We start from the raw sequence: 13,803 nt of genomic DNA, 5'->3' as shown, positions 1-13,803 counted from the left end.
CCGCTAGGGTGAGCGCGTGCCGCGCTTCGATCTCGCCCTGCCCGACCTTCGCGACTACCGCCCGGAGGTCCGCGTCCCTGCCGACTTCGACGACTTCTGGTCGACGACCGTCGCAGGCGCCCGCGACGCAGGCGGCGCACCCGTCGTCACGCCCGTGTCGACGCCCCTGCGCGGCATCGAGGCGTTCGACATCACCTTCCCCGGCTTCGCCGGCGACCCGGTGAAAGGCTGGCTGCTGCTCCCGACCCACCGTGAAGGCGTCCTCCCCGCCGTCGTCGAGTTCAACGGATACGGCGGCGGTCGCGGTCTTCCCGTGGAGCGGCTCGGGTGGGCGGCATCCGGGTACGCGCACTTCTTCATGGACACCCGCGGCCAGGGCAGCGCCTGGGGCTCGGGCGGTGCGACCCCCGATCCGCACGGATCGGGACCCGCTTTCCCCGGCTTCATGACGCGCGGTATCGACGACCCCGAGACCTACTACTACCGGCGTGTGTTCACCGACGCGGTGCGCGCGGTCGACGCGGTCCGGTCGCTGCCCGAGGTGGATGCCGCGCAGGTCGCCGTGACCGGCGGCAGCCAGGGCGGCGGGATCGCGATCGCCGCCGCAGCCCTCAGCGACGGCCTTGTCGCCGCCATGCCCGACGTGCCGTTCCTCTGCCACTTCGAGCGCGCCGTCGGCATGACCGGACGCGACCCCTACGAGGAGATCGCGCGGTACCTCGCCGTGCACCGCGGCGCCGAGGAGCGCGTGTTCGAGACGCTGTCGTACTTCGACGGCGTGAGCTTCGCGGCCCGGGCGGATGCGGCATCCCTCTTCTCCGTCGCCCTGCTCGACCCGATCTGCCCGCCGTCGACCGTCTTCGCCGCCTTCAACGCCTGGGCGGGTACCGACAAGCAGATCGAGGTGTTCCCCTTCAACGAGCACGAGGGCGGGCAGGCTCATCAGTGGCTGCGACAGGCGGAGTTCCTCGCGGCGCGGGTCGGCGGCCGGTGAGCCGCGTCCTCGCGATCGATGCCGGTCAGAGCGGCATCAAGGTGCGCTCCGGCGACGGCACCGCTGATCTGACGTTCCCCGGCATTCAGACCGGCAGGGCGCTCATCCCCCAACTCGCCGAGGTCGTCCGCGCGAGTGTCGCCGTCCAGGCCGTCGACGTCGTCGCGGCAGGAGTGTCGGGGCTGACCGACGACAACGCCGACGCCGACGCGCTGCTCGATCTGCTCGACGGGACCGGTGTGTCCACCGTCATCCTCGCGCACGACTCCACGACGTCGTTCCTCGGGGCTCTCGGCGAGGGGTCCGGGGTGGTCGTCGCCGCGGGGACGGGAGTCGTCACGCTCGCCGTGGGCCCGACCCGCACCGCGCGTGTCGACGGGTGGGGCTGGATCATGGGCGATGCCGGCAGCGGCTACTGGCTCGGTCGCGCGGCGTTGGACGCCGTCATGCGCGCCGTCGACGGCCGCGGTCCGGCGACGACGCTCACCGACGTCGTGCAGGGACGCTGGCCGGACCTGACGCAGGCCTACATGCTGCTGCAGGCCGACCCCGACCGCGTGCGGATCGTCGCCTCGTTCGCCCGGGCCGTGGCGGAAGCCGCCGACGCCGGAGACGCCGTCGCACGGGACATCTCCGAACGCGCGGCGCGTGAACTCGCGCACAGCGTCCGCACCGGAGCGGACCGCGTGCGGGACGAGGCCGGAGTACTGCCGGTGTGCGCGATCGGCGGCGTGTTCGCGTCGTCGACGCTGCGCGAGGCGTTCACCGTCGCACTCGCCGACGACCGCGCTCTCACCCTGGTGCCTCCGCGCGGCGCCGGGATCGACGGCGCTCTCGCCCTCGCCGACCTGGCGGCGACGCATCCGCTCAGTCCCGCCCTGCACCGCTCCTCACCGCGCTGACCCGCGGCGCCCGCCAGGCACGCTGTCCGGATGGACCCCCACGCTTTCATCGAGTCCCGCGGCGGCTCGCGCCGGAACGACGGATGCCGGGACCCGAAGGCCCCGGCATCCGTCACGTCGTCGGCGGTCAGACGAGCGACTCCCGCCATGCGCGGTGTAGCTGGGCGAACTTGCCCGTGCCCGCGATGAGGGCATCGGGGGTGTCGTCCTCGATGATGCGGCCGTGCTCCATGACGAGCACCCGGTCGGCGATCGCCACCGTCGACAGACGGTGCGCGATGATGATCGCCGTCCGATCGGCGAGCAGGGTGCTGAGGGCCTCCTGGATCTGCCGCTCGCTCGGGATGTCGAGCGACGCCGTCGCCTCGTCGAGGATCAGCACCGCCGGGTCGGCCAGGAAGGCGCGCGCGAACGAGATCAGCTGACGCTGACCGGCCGAGACGCGCCCGCCACGCTTGTTCACGTCGGTGTCGTAGCCGTCAGGCAGCTTCTCGATGAAGCCGTCCGCACCGACCGCGCGCGCCGCGGCGCGGATCTCGTCCATCGTCGCGTCCGGTTTGCCGAGGGCGATGTTGTCGGCGACCGTCCCGCTGAACAGGTAGGCCTCCTGCGTCACCATCACGATCGCGCGACGCAGATCCTTGGGGTGCAGCTCCCGCAGATCGACGCCGTCGAGGGTCACGGCACCCTTCGTCGGGTCGTAGAACCGCGCGACGAGCTTGGCGAGCGTGGATTTGCCGGCACCGGTGGTGCCCACGAGGGCGATCGTCTGGCCCGCCGGGATGTCGAGCTGGAAGTGCGGCAGGATCGTCTTGGACTCGGAGTATCCGAACGTCACGTCCTCGAAGCGCAGATGCCCCGTCGCCTGACGGAGGTCGACCGGCTTCGTCGGGTCGGGGACCGTCGGGTCCTCTTCCAGCACGCCCGACACCTTCTCCAGCGCGGCGGTTGCCGACTGGTAGGAGTTCAGGAAGAACGCGACCTCCTGCATGGGCGCGAAGAAGTTGCGCACGTACAGGACGGCCGACAGCAGGAAGCCGAGCTCCAGCGCGCCGCTGACGACGCGGAGACCGCCCCACAGGACGACCGCGGCCAGCGCGAACGACGCGAGCGCCATCATCGCGGGCTCGAAGGTGCCGAACAGGCGGATCGAGCGCATGTTGATGTCGCGGTAGTCGCTCGCGAGACCACCGAACTCGCCGTCGTTGGCGGGCTCCTTGCGGAACGCCTTGACGGCACGGATGCCGGTCATGGTCTCGACGAATTTGACGATCACCTTCGCGCTCACGACGCGGGACTCGCGGTAGACGACCTGCGAGCGCAGGTAGAACCACCGCATGAGGAAGAACAGCGGGATGCCCATGAACGCGAGCAGGAGGCCGGACTGCCAGTCGAGCAGGATCAGTGCGACGAGGGTGAAACCGCCGTAGAGCAGGCCCGAGACGAGCTCGTTGAGTCCGCCGTCGAGGAGCTCGCGGATCGTGTCGAGGTCGCTCGTCTGCCGCGAGATGATGCGCCCCGACGTGTACGACTCGTGGAACTCGAGGCTGAGCTTCTGCGTGTGCAGGAAGATGCGCTTGCGGAGGTCGAGCATCACGGCCTGCGTCAGCCGGGCCACCACGACGGCGTACCAGCCGATGAGCGCGGCACCGCCGACCGCCGAGACGAGGAAGACCGCCACGACGGCGATCGTCGGCATCCAGTCGGCTTCCTTCTGGACGGCGGGCAGGGCGTTGGCGATGCCCCAGCCGACCAGCGCGGGGCCCGCGACACGCAGGACCGTCGAGACCACGAGCACGATCCCCGCGAGGACGAGCTGCATCTTCAGCGGTGTGACCAGCGACCCGAGCAGTCGCAGCGAGCGGCGCCGGATCTGCCGACTCTCCTCGCGGGTGTAATCGGAGCGGTCTTCGCCGCTGGTGCCCGTGACGGTGCTCACAGGGACACCTCCCTCTCGTGCTGACGTTCCTGCTCGTCCTCGAGACTCGAGATGACGTGCCGGTAGTGCTCGCTGGTGCGCAGGAGCTCGGAGTGCGTGCCGACGGCGGTGATGCGCCCCTCCTCGAGGAGTGCGACGCGGTCGGCGAGCGTGACGGTGGAGGGCCGGTGAGCGACGACGAGCGCCGTGGTCTCGGCGAGGACGACACGCAATGCGTCCTCGACGAGCGCCTCGGTGTCGACGTCGAGCGCCGACAGCGGATCGTCGAGCACCAGCACGGCGGGCCGCGCGGCGACCGCGCGAGCGAGCGCGAGACGCTGACGCTGGCCACCCGAGAGGCTGAGCCCCTCCTCGCCGATGACGGTGTCGACACCGTCGGGGAGGTCGTCGACGAATGCCGCCTGCGCGACCTGCAGGGCTTCGCGCAGGACGCGCTCGCCCTCGGCGCTGCGCGGATCGAGGTCCTCACGGCCGAGCAGCACGTTCTCGCGCACGGTCTGCGAGAACAGCGTCGCATCCTCGAAGGCCATGCCGACGTGACGGCGCAGTTCCGTGAGCGACAGATCGCGCACGTCGACGCCGTCGAGCAGGACGCGCCCGCCGGTGACGTCGTACAGACGTCCCGGCAGCGTCGTGAGTGTCGTCTTCCCCGACCCGGTCAGACCAACGAGCGCCATGGTCTCCCCCGGCTGCAGCGACAGGTCGATGCCGTCGAGCAGGTCGCGCTCGGTGGCCGCCGCATCCTGATACCGGAAGCGCGCCCCCTCGAAGACCAGCTCCCCTCGGGGTTCGCTGATCGTCGCCGGGTTCTCCGGATCGACGATCGTGTTCTGCTCGTCGAAGACCTCGAAGATGCGGTCGGTCGCGGTGCGGGCATCGACGAGGAAGGAGAACAGGAAGCCGATCGACTCGACGGGCCAGCGCAGAATGGTCGCCATCGCGAAGAACGCGATGAGCGCGGCGGTGTCGATCTGCCCGGTCGAGACCAGGTAGATGCCCGCGCCCAGGCACAGCGCGAAGGCGATGTCGGGCAGCAGCACGAGCCAGAACCAGATCCAGCCGACCGCCTTCGCCTTGCTGATCTCGGTCTGACGGAGCGTCTCGGCCTGCCGGGTGAACTTGCGCAGGGCGTGACTGCCACGGCCGAAGGCCTTGAGGACGCGGATGCCGTGGACCGACTCCTCGACGGCGGTGGCCAGGTCGCCCGCCTGGTCCTGGCTCTGGCGGGAGAGGATGCCGTAGCGGTTCTCGAAGACGTAGCCGGCGACCCACAGCGGCGCGGAGACCACGACGAAGATGGTCCCCAGCAGCCAGTGCCAGCTGAACAGGATCACCGAGCCGACGACGATCGTGATCATGTTCACGACGAGCAGGACGACACCGAATGCCATCCAGCGTCGGATGAGGCCGATGTCCTGCATCATCCGGCTGAGCAGCTGGCCCGATTGCCAGCGGTCGTGGAAGGCGACCGGCAGTCGCTGCAACCGTGCGTAGAAGTCGGTGCGCAGCTCGTACTCGACGGCGGTCGCGGGTGAGAGGACGAACCACCGACGCGCCCACACCATGAGGGCCTCGAGCAGGCCGAGCAGCAGCACGGCGCCGCCGCCGAGGGCGATGAGCCACGGGTCACCGGAGGCGATGGGGCCGTTCGTGCCGACGATCTGTTCGAGGACGAGCGGGATGGTCAGACCCAGCAGGCTCGCGATGAGCGCGCTGAGGGCACCGAGTCCCAGACGCGGCAGCACGGGCTTCGCGAAGGGGATCAGGCGGGCGAGGGAGCGGGCGGTGGACAAGCGGGGATGCGTCGAGGAGGTCATGATCCTGCACAGGTGAGGAGCGGATGCCGAAGCGGCGAGGAGCGCACAGGGGCGCGGACGATCAGGGGCGCGGTGACCCGTCGAGGGAGAACGATGAGGGGCGCGGGAAGCTTCCGCGCGAGGTCAGACCTCGGTCGTCATCCCCGACGGACAGGGCGTCCGGCGACGAGGAAGGCGGCGGACTTCGTGTAGACGATCTCCGTGGACATGGCTTCCTCCTTGATGGGGCCGGACAGGGCCCCCGCGGCGTGCGGGAGCCCTCCAGGATATCCCTGTCAATTCGCTGTAAGCAAGCGCTTACTCGGATCGATCGATCATTCCGCCGCCTCGCGCTGCAGCAGGCTCCTCTTCACGTCCAGTCCCCACGCGAATCCGCCGAGCGCTCCCCCGGTGCGCAGGACGCGGTGGCACGGCACGAACAGCGCCGCCGCGTTGCGCGCGCAGATGGATGCCGCGGCTCGGACTGCGCTCGGCGATCCGAGGTGCACCGCGAACTCGCTGTAGGTCAGCGGACGACCGGCGGGGATGCGGCGCAGAGCTTCCCACCCCGACGACTGCATCGCCGTGCCGTACTGCGCGACGGGGACGGCGTCGATGGCATGCAGGTCGCCCTCGTAGTAGGCCGTGACATGCTCCGCCGACGATGCGCGCCCGGATGCCACATCCGGCGGCACCCGGTCCGAGCGGAGACGACCGAGGATGCGCTCCGGGTCGTCCGTCCATCCCGAAGCGAGGACACGTCCGTCCTCCTCGAGGATCGTGAACGGCCCGTCGGGGGTGTCGAGGGTCTGCAGGATCGCGGTCATGACGCGGCCTTCCGGGATGAGGGGTCGATGTCTGCGGCACGCCAGGCCTGCGTGACCGGGGCGGCGTACCAGAGGTGAGCCATGAGGTAGCTGCGCCAGGGCGCCGTCCGCGTCGCCCACGCCGTGAGCCCGGCCGCGTCCGAGGGGACGCCGGCGGCCGCTGCTCCCGCGCGCGCGGCGACGTCGCCGGGGAGCAGCACGTCCGGGTCGCCGAGCACCCGCATCCGGACGTAGTCCGCGGTCCATGGCCCCACCCCGGGGAGGGCGAGCAGGGCGGCGCGCTGCTCGAGGGTGTCGTCCCCCGGTCCCAACCGGAGCGCCCCGTCCGCGAGGGCTCCCGCGGCGTGGACGATCGCACGGATCCGCGCCCCCGGCCCCCGGAGGACTTCGACGCCGCGTTCGGCGACGACCTCGGGGGTCGGGAACAGCAGCGCCGGTCCCCGCGGCGTCTCGATGGACTCGCCGAGGGCGGCCGCGAGGCGTCCCATCATGGTGCGTGCCGACGCCACGCTGATCTGCTGTCCGATCATCGCGCGGATGAGCATCTCGTCGGCGTCGATCGCGGCCGGCAGCCGGACCCCGGGGACGCGCGCGACCAGCGGACGCAGCTCGGCGTGCTCGGCCAGAGCGGAGTCGACCGCGACCGGGTCCGCGTCGAGGTCGAACAATCGGCGGACGCGGGAGATCAGAGGGGCGAGATCGCGGAGCGAGGCGAGCTCGGCGCGCAGCCGCATCCGTCCCGCGCCGTCCTGTCGCACCTCGAACCAGGCCGGTCCGCCGTCGAGCCGGATGGTGCGCGAGAACGCCTCCGCCTCACCGACCTCGACACCCGGGATCGCGTGCGCGCGCATCCACCCGAAAAGGCCCACGGCGTCGAACGGCTCGCGCACGGGCAGGACGAGGTCGATGCGTCCGCCCGCGGTCGACGACGCGCTCCGTCGGCGTGCGCGCAACTCGGACGGCGACAGGGCGAAGACCTCCGTCATCGTGTCGTTGAACTGGCGGATGCTGCCGAAGCCCGCCGCGAATGCGACATCGGCCATCGGCAGGTCGGTGTCCACGAGCAGGGTCCGGGCGGTGTGTGCGCGATGGGCTCGCGCGAGGGCGAGAGGTCCGGCACCCAGCTCGCTCGCGAGGAGGCGTGTGAGGTGCCGTTCCGAGTAGCCGAGGCGCCGCGCGAGACCCGGCACGCCCTCGCGGTCGACGACACCGTCGGCGATCAGCCGCATGGCGCGCCCCGCGGCGTCGCCGCGGAGGTTCCACTGCGGCGAGCCGGGCGTCGCCTCGGGGAGGCAGCGCTTGCACGCCCGGAAGCCGGCCTCGTGCGCGGCAGCACTCGTCGGGAAGAAGCTGACGTTCGCGGCCTTCGGCGTGCGGGCGGGGCAGCTCGGCCGGCAGTAGATCCCGGTCGAGTGGACCGCGGTCACGAACTGCCCGTCGAAGCGCACGTCCCTCGCGTCGATGGCGCGGTAGCGCTCGTCGAAGGTCATCGGCGCGATCGTCATGACCCCAGCCTGACATGCTCCGCAGACACCGGCTCGCGGAAATCGGACACGGCGGTGGGCCGCGTCCGCGCCGCCTCCCCGCAGGGTCGGACGGGCTCAGACCGCGGCCGGCTCCAGCTGCCAGGTGAGCGACGAGACGCACAGGTCCAGCAGCGTCTTCATCATCACGTTGGGACGATCATCGGCGGGCGCGTCGTCGGGGCGGATGACCGCACCCGTCAACTGCAGGCCCCGACGACGCCCGGTCCCGGGAATCGGCGTGAGGTAGACGATCTGCGTGACCCGCACGGGCGCGTCCTGGAACTCCTGACGCGTCTCGCGCTCGAGGCGGAGGAAGCGCTTGTCCCCGAGCAGCGGCGTCGCCCCCTCCTGTCGGATGAGCGCCTGCACGAGCGGGTCGAGTGTGTCCCCCGGACTCATGGGCGTGCGTACCGAGGCCACCAGCGACGCAGGAATCGCCAGCGCGTCGTCGTCCCCTGCGGCGGGCGCGAAGAACGCGAGGACCGATGCGTCGGCCATCCGGGCGAAGGCGTCGGAGAGGAGGGGCTGGATGATCGCGTAGAGGTCCGGGCGGTGCGCGTCGCGCAGCCGCGTCCTCACCTGATCGTCGAGCGCCTCTCGCTCCGCCTCGTTCGCCTCCCGCCGCACCCACCCTGTCGGGAGGGCGAGCGTGAAGCCCGGGTCGGCCGACGCGCCGAGCAGCGAACGCAGGCTCACCCGCTCCGATCCCGCCTGCAGTCCGTCCTGTCCGGTCATCGGGCACCTCCGGTCGTGTCATCCAGCAGATACAGCGTGCCGAGCTCCTGGGCGAGCGCGCGCTCCAGCGTGGTCTCGTCGACCAATCCTCGCGAATGCAGGATCTCAAGGGCGTCGTCACGGTCGGCGCGGATCGCATCCCGCTCCGTCGCCGGCAGACGATCGACGGCCGCGCGCACGGCGCGCGGATCCGCGGCTTCGACGGGCTCGTCTGCGACATCGACGGGCTCGTCGCGCACCCGGAAGCGCACGAAGACCGCGACGGTGGCGATGAGCGACACGGCGAACGCGACGACGACGGCGGGGTACCAGGGCTGCCACTGCGTGAAGCCGTCCACCGCCGAGATGTTGGGCACCGCGACCAATCCGAAGCCCGAGAAGATCACGGCGATCAGGACGACGGCGGCGATCACACCGTCCCAGCGCGCTCCGCGCACGACCCAGAACACCAGGACCGCGATCTGCGCGACCACCGTGATGCCGTAGAAGACGGATGCGACGGGGACCGAGGTCTCGGCGTCGATGCGGAAGAAGTCGAACCGGTCGCCGCTGATGACCGCGATCGCCGCGATCGGAGCCAGCGCCCCGATGATCGCGAGCACCACCGTCACCCAGAACAGCGCCCGCCTTCCCGCTGTCGGCGCCGGTCGCTGCGTCCGTGACGCCGTCGCCGCGCCGTCCGCGCCGAAGGCGCCGTAGATCTCGGGATGCCGCTGGAACGCCATCGTCTCGAGGCGCCCGAACCTCACATCGGCCGCCGCGGAGTGGTCCGTCGCCCACTCACGCGCGTTCTCGTGCAGGAAGGTCACGGTGCACTCGCCCCCTCGACCCAGTCCTCGTCGGTGCGGGCCGCCGGGAGGTCGGCCGGAACGGATGCCACGACCGGCAGCCCCTCCGGGTCGAGGAACTCGAGGGTGTGCACGAAGGCGTGGAACTGGCCGACCAGCATCCCGAACAGCTCCGCGACCGTCGGCTCGAACCGCACGACCACGAGAGTCTCCTCACCGAAGAAGGAGAGCTCCCATCCGACGAGGGTCGCCCCCGTCACCGGGTCGTCCACGGTCCGCACGAGCGCGACGCCCGCACCGAGACCGTCTGCGACGTAGCGGTCGCCGGCCGCCAGTTCCTCGGGCAGCACGGCAGGCCGTTCGCCGAAGAACACGCTGACCTGAGCGAGAAGCGGCGCAGGGACCGGCCAGATCTGGAAGGCGAGCGCGGCCTCCGCGGGCCGTGCGTCGAGCCCCGCGCTCAGCAGCGCCGGGACGGTCTCGTGCCACCGGTCGTCCCAGTGCTCGCCCCACGCCGCGCGGATCTCGTCCGCGCGGCCGGCGACCCACTCGTCGCGGTTGCCGGGGTCGGCCGGGATGAGAAGCCATCCGGGCACCTCGCTGTGACCGGTGATCCGCCAGGAACCGGCACCCCAGCCCTCCGGCATCCGCTCGTCGTCACCGACGACGGGGCTCAACGTGTCGGTCACAGGAAGGCTCCCACCCACGGGTACTGCGAACTGATCCTGCGGTCGGGGTTGCCGGTCCAGCCGGCGATGTTGTCGACCGCTCGACGCGCACCGCGGACGGTGGTGTACGCCATCTCCCATCCCGCGGCGAAGACCGTGGAGTTGCACCACCCGTTCGCCCCTCCGGCGACCGACTCGGCCAGTTCGGTGAGCTGGGTGGTGTTCTTGCCGAACATGAAGCGGGTCATGATGTCGCCGATGCCCGTCGGGTTCTGGAGCCGGAACGCGCCGGCGAGACCGGAGCGGATGCCGAGCCATCCTCCCCCGGCCAGGCGGTACACGGTCCCGATGTTGCCGAGCTGACCCGCGGCGGCCGACCAGGAGGAGGGACGGAAGGCGGTGACCATCTCCGCGCCGAACGAGAGGAGGCCGGGTCTGCCCCGGAAGAGGAGCCCGATCTTGCCGATCGGGATCACGCCGATGATGGCGATGACGAGTTTCTCCATGCCCGCATCGCCGCGGAGCACCTGGTACGCGGTCAGCAGCAGCGTCGCCACCCCGATGACGGCACCGATGAGGGCGAAGAGCGGACCACCGATGATGATCCCGGCGATCGCGACGATGATCGAGACGACCGTGAGCACCTGGAGGACGACCTCGACGGCCCCGTCGACGTTGTCCCAGAAGCTGTCCCTTATGGCGCCGTCGAGGATGTCGCCGATCCCGTCGACGGCAGCGTCGAACGCGTCCTCCCAGGTGTCGACCTCGGAATCGAAGGTGCGGGCCTGCAGGAGGAACTCGTCGTACAGCTGACGCTTCTGCTCGTCATCCTCGGCCTGCTGCTCCGCGACCTCCTCGACGGGCGACGGCATGAACCGCTCGAACCGCTGGCCGGGTGCTGCGGAGTACCGCGCCCAGGCGTCCTCGCAGGCGTCGACAGCGGTGCGGATGCGGGGCTTGGCGTCCGCGACCGCGGAGCCGTAACGCACGAGCACGGGTCCCGTCGGCTGATACATGTTGCCGGCACGGCGGAGCTCGCTGTGCGTGTCGCCGACGATCTCGCGGATCTTCTCGATCGCCTCACCGCGTTGGTCATCACCCTCGCCGACCAGCTGCTCGAGGACGTTCGCGCTCGCGATCATCTGCCCGCCGATGGATTCGATGCGACGTCCGCGCCGCGTGATGGTCTCCGGGTCGCCCTCGAGGTTCTCGATCGAGCGGCCCGCCGGTGAGTGTTCCACTGTCGTCCCTCCGTCTCAGGCGGCACTCGGCCGGGTCGCGTCGGTCGTGCCGGACGCGTCGATGTCCATCTGGGATGCGGTCTCCGCGTCCCACTCCGAGAAGCCGTCGAGCACACCCTGGACGTGCTCCTGGATCTTCGTGACGTCGCGGATCAGGTCTCGGCGCCGGTCATCCCACCGGGATTCGAAGTCGCCGACCTTGTTCGCGAGGGCGTTCTTCCCGTAGGGCCGGCCGACGGCAGAGGCGAGCTCTTCGGCCAGGTCCCCGGCGTCCTCGAGCTCGCCGACGATGTTCCGCAGTCGTTCACTCGTCCGCTGCAGCGTCGAGAAGTTGATCCAGACCGCATCCGTCATCTTCATCCCTCCCCTGTCGCGCCCGGAGACGCTCCGTGTCGATGCCAGGTGTCACGCTATCCGGCCCCCGCGGATCGGTCGATGGAGAGGACTCCCCACTTGACAACCGAGTCCGGGACGGTCATCGCGGCATCCGTCCGATGTCCGCACGAACGACGACGAGTGGACGCCGGATCGGCGCCCACTCGTCGGAAGGACGGATGCGGTTCAGCCGCCGGCGAGCTGCTGGTCGAGGTCCTGGATCGCGCGCATCATGCCGAGCAGAGCCTCGGACATGTCGTTGATACCGTCGACCGCGTTCTTCAGACCGGTCGTCAGCTCCCCGTACCCCTCACCGAACTTGCCCGACGCGTGCTGCGTCTTGAAGTCCTCACCCAGCAGGTTGTCCACCTGGGACTTCAGCGAGTCCAGCTGACCCTGGATGTCATCACGAGCCTGCGACAGCGACGACGCCACCTGCTCCATCTCCGCATAAGACGCACCGAAATCGGCCATCGTCCACACCTCCACAAGAATCCGGAAACCGACCCGACCGGGCCGACGAGAAGAGTCAACCAAAGCCCAACGGATAGGCCAATGGGGAGGACTCCCCTCTTGACAACCCCACCCGCCATCCCGTCAGATCAGGCGCTCGAGGCGGAGTCCGCGCCCTTGCCGCCGCCGGGGGTGATGTCTCCCCGCGGCGCCATCGAGATGCCCAGGAGTCCGATGCGCACCTCGCGGGCCCGCTCCCACTCGGCGGTGCTGATGAGTCCGCGCTCCGCCAGGACTTCCAGAGCTCCCTGCACATCGGCGTACACTCGCGCGCGCTCCTGCGGCGACATGCCCTCGACCGCCTGTTCCAGCCTCAGGAGATTGCGTCGCCAGCGGTCACTGCCGGTATGCGCCGGGCCGCGGAAGAGGACGAAGTGGAGGATGCCGACGACGACATCGGCGATGAGGCCGGCGATCCCGAGAGGCGCCGCCGCAGCACCGTCGGCGATCGCCAGTCCGGCGACAGCCGTCGCCGCGGCCGAGGGCACGAGGTGCAGCGCGCCCAGGAGTCGGTGGATGGAGGGATCGTTGCCGAGGGATTCCCGGATCTCGGTCAGCAGACCGTTGCCCCCGATGAGGGCGGCCACGCCGGCCAGGATCCCTGCTGTGCCCACCGGAGCGGTCCCCTCGCGATCACCTATCCACGGAACCAGCAAGAACGCTGCGATCACGGGCAGGACGAAGCTCGCGATGTGCGAGAGCGTGAGGAGGCATCCCCATGCGGGTGCGGCGTTCTTGGCGAGGTCCTTCCACGCCGCCGGCGGGGCGAAGACCGCGAGAGCGCGCCGGAGAGCGGGCAGGTGGTGCAGCGCACGCGCCTCGAGCTTCCACCAGTCCAGCGGCTCCCACGTACGGGCCGCCCGAGCGTACGCCGTCGCCGGAGGAGGAGTCAGATCCGCCACAACGACTCCGGTTCGACACCGGACCGCGAGAGGGCGTCGGGGTCGAAGTGGTCCGAGGGCGCCCAGGGAGCGCCGCCGATCTGAACGGTGTCCAGGAGGATCTCGACCCGTGCGGCGGCCATGGCCAGCAGTGCGGGAGCCACCGGTCCCAGCGTCGCGAAGAACGACTTCCCGGTTGTCGCGAACAGCCACCGCACCTGTGCGACGCGGTCGTCCACGAGCACTGTCGACGAGCACCCCGTTCCGAGACTGCGGCTGCGGGCGACGCGGATGCGGGGCGCCAGGATCGACGCCGGCCACAGGAAGCTCCGCTGGGCGACGGCATCCGGCTCGCCGTCGGCGAGCGTGAGACGCAACGGCACCCAGGCCCCGGTCGCCGGCTCTCGGAGCAGGAGATTGGTCGACGGATCGCTCGCCGCCGAGCGCTGGGCGCGAGCCAGCGCGCGGGCGAGCGTCCGGGTGGAAGTGTCGTCGAGATCGTTGAGCGCGGCCATGCGTGCGGCGGCTCCGTCGGCCCACTCCTCGGCGACGTCGGAGGCCAGCGCCGGCCCCGGCAGGGGGATCGCCGTGGCCTCGTCGTAGTCGAACGCCACCCGG

General features: G+C 70.6%; 14 protein-coding genes. 2 read left to right on the top strand and 12 right to left on the bottom strand.

Annotated features, from left to right (window positions below; genetic code table 11):
• Nucleotides 1-16: 16 nt before the first annotated feature.
• Entirely contained in the window at nucleotides 17-994 is a 978-nt protein-coding gene (locus M3190_RS13950; RefSeq protein ID WP_251582962.1) for an acetylxylan esterase, read from the top strand.
• On the top strand, nucleotides 991-1,896 hold the full coding sequence (locus M3190_RS13945; protein WP_251582960.1) for a BadF/BadG/BcrA/BcrD ATPase family protein: 906 nt from the start codon (nucleotides 991-993) through the stop codon (nucleotides 1,894-1,896). The genes M3190_RS13950 and M3190_RS13945 overlap by 4 nt, the downstream gene beginning before the upstream one ends.
• A 127-nt stretch (nucleotides 1,897-2,023) precedes the next feature.
• Here the strand turns inward: M3190_RS13945 and M3190_RS13940 are convergent, their stop codons facing one another.
• The 12 genes from M3190_RS13940 to M3190_RS13885 all read right to left on the bottom strand — a co-directional run bounded on the left by M3190_RS13940 (nucleotide 2,024) and on the right by M3190_RS13885 (nucleotide 13,799).
• Nucleotides 2,024-3,835, bottom strand: a complete 1,812-nt coding sequence (locus M3190_RS13940; RefSeq protein ID WP_251582958.1) for an ABC transporter ATP-binding protein — start codon at nucleotides 3,833-3,835, stop codon at nucleotides 2,024-2,026.
• On the bottom strand, nucleotides 3,832-5,652 hold the full coding sequence (locus M3190_RS13935; protein WP_251582956.1) for an ABC transporter ATP-binding protein: 1,821 nt from the start codon (nucleotides 5,650-5,652) through the stop codon (nucleotides 3,832-3,834). The genes M3190_RS13940 and M3190_RS13935 overlap by 4 nt, the downstream gene beginning before the upstream one ends.
• Before the next feature lie 314 nt (nucleotides 5,653-5,966).
• The gene (locus tag M3190_RS13930; RefSeq protein WP_251582954.1) at nucleotides 5,967-6,458 is read right to left on the bottom strand and encodes a methylated-DNA--[protein]-cysteine S-methyltransferase; all 492 of its coding nucleotides are present in this window, start codon (nucleotides 6,456-6,458) and stop codon (nucleotides 5,967-5,969) included.
• Nucleotides 6,455-7,963, bottom strand: coding sequence for an AlkA N-terminal domain-containing protein (locus tag M3190_RS13925; protein ID WP_251582952.1), 1,509 nt, complete (start codon nucleotides 7,961-7,963; stop codon nucleotides 6,455-6,457). Before M3190_RS13925 ends, M3190_RS13930 begins: the two co-directional genes overlap by 4 nt.
• Nucleotides 7,964-8,059: 96 nt before the next feature.
• Nucleotides 8,060-8,719, bottom strand: a complete 660-nt coding sequence (locus M3190_RS13920) for a hypothetical protein (RefSeq protein ID WP_251582943.1) — start codon at nucleotides 8,717-8,719, stop codon at nucleotides 8,060-8,062.
• Nucleotides 8,716-9,528, bottom strand: a complete 813-nt coding sequence (locus M3190_RS13915; RefSeq protein ID WP_251582941.1) for a hypothetical protein — start codon at nucleotides 9,526-9,528, stop codon at nucleotides 8,716-8,718. The genes M3190_RS13920 and M3190_RS13915 overlap by 4 nt, the downstream gene beginning before the upstream one ends.
• On the bottom strand, nucleotides 9,525-10,196 hold the full coding sequence (locus M3190_RS13910; protein ID WP_251582939.1) for a hypothetical protein: 672 nt from the start codon (nucleotides 10,194-10,196) through the stop codon (nucleotides 9,525-9,527). Before M3190_RS13910 ends, M3190_RS13915 begins: the two co-directional genes overlap by 4 nt.
• The gene (locus M3190_RS13905; RefSeq protein ID WP_251582937.1) at nucleotides 10,193-11,416 is read right to left on the bottom strand and encodes a hypothetical protein; all 1,224 of its coding nucleotides are present in this window, start codon (nucleotides 11,414-11,416) and stop codon (nucleotides 10,193-10,195) included. The genes M3190_RS13910 and M3190_RS13905 overlap by 4 nt, the downstream gene beginning before the upstream one ends.
• 15 nt (nucleotides 11,417-11,431) lie before the next feature.
• Complete coding sequence (locus M3190_RS13900; RefSeq protein ID WP_251582935.1) at nucleotides 11,432-11,770, bottom strand: hypothetical protein; 339 nt, start codon at nucleotides 11,768-11,770, stop codon at nucleotides 11,432-11,434.
• A gap of 207 nt (nucleotides 11,771-11,977) precedes the next feature.
• The gene (locus tag M3190_RS13895; protein WP_251582933.1) at nucleotides 11,978-12,265 is read right to left on the bottom strand and encodes a WXG100 family type VII secretion target; all 288 of its coding nucleotides are present in this window, start codon (nucleotides 12,263-12,265) and stop codon (nucleotides 11,978-11,980) included.
• A 128-nt stretch (nucleotides 12,266-12,393) separates the two neighbouring features.
• Complete coding sequence (locus tag M3190_RS13890; protein ID WP_251582931.1) at nucleotides 12,394-13,206, bottom strand: hypothetical protein; 813 nt, start codon at nucleotides 13,204-13,206, stop codon at nucleotides 12,394-12,396.
• Complete coding sequence (locus tag M3190_RS13885) at nucleotides 13,194-13,799, bottom strand: hypothetical protein (protein WP_251582929.1); 606 nt, start codon at nucleotides 13,797-13,799, stop codon at nucleotides 13,194-13,196. Before M3190_RS13885 ends, M3190_RS13890 begins: the two co-directional genes overlap by 13 nt.
• Nucleotides 13,800-13,803 lie beyond the last annotated feature (4 nt).

This window comes from Microbacterium oleivorans, from assembly GCF_023715745.1.
Lineage (GTDB): Bacteria > Actinomycetota > Actinomycetes > Actinomycetales > Microbacteriaceae > Microbacterium > Microbacterium oleivorans_D.
This window is presented reverse-complemented; position numbering and strand designations above follow the sequence as displayed.

Coding starts and splice junctions, on each gene's coding strand:
- M3190_RS13900 (WP_251582935.1), bottom strand. CDS start 11,770: ATGACGGATGCGGTCTGGATCAACTTCTCGACGCTGCAGCGGACGAGT.
- M3190_RS13925 (WP_251582952.1), bottom strand. CDS start 7,963: ATGACGATCGCGCCGATGACCTTCGACGAGCGCTACCGCGCCATCGAC.
- M3190_RS13920 (WP_251582943.1), bottom strand. CDS start 8,719: ATGACCGGACAGGACGGACTGCAGGCGGGATCGGAGCGGGTGAGCCTG.
- M3190_RS13895 (WP_251582933.1), bottom strand. CDS start 12,265: ATGGCCGATTTCGGTGCGTCTTATGCGGAGATGGAGCAGGTGGCGTCG.
- M3190_RS13935 (WP_251582956.1), bottom strand. CDS start 5,652: ATGACCTCCTCGACGCATCCCCGCTTGTCCACCGCCCGCTCCCTCGCC.
- M3190_RS13930 (WP_251582954.1), bottom strand. CDS start 6,458: ATGACCGCGATCCTGCAGACCCTCGACACCCCCGACGGGCCGTTCACG.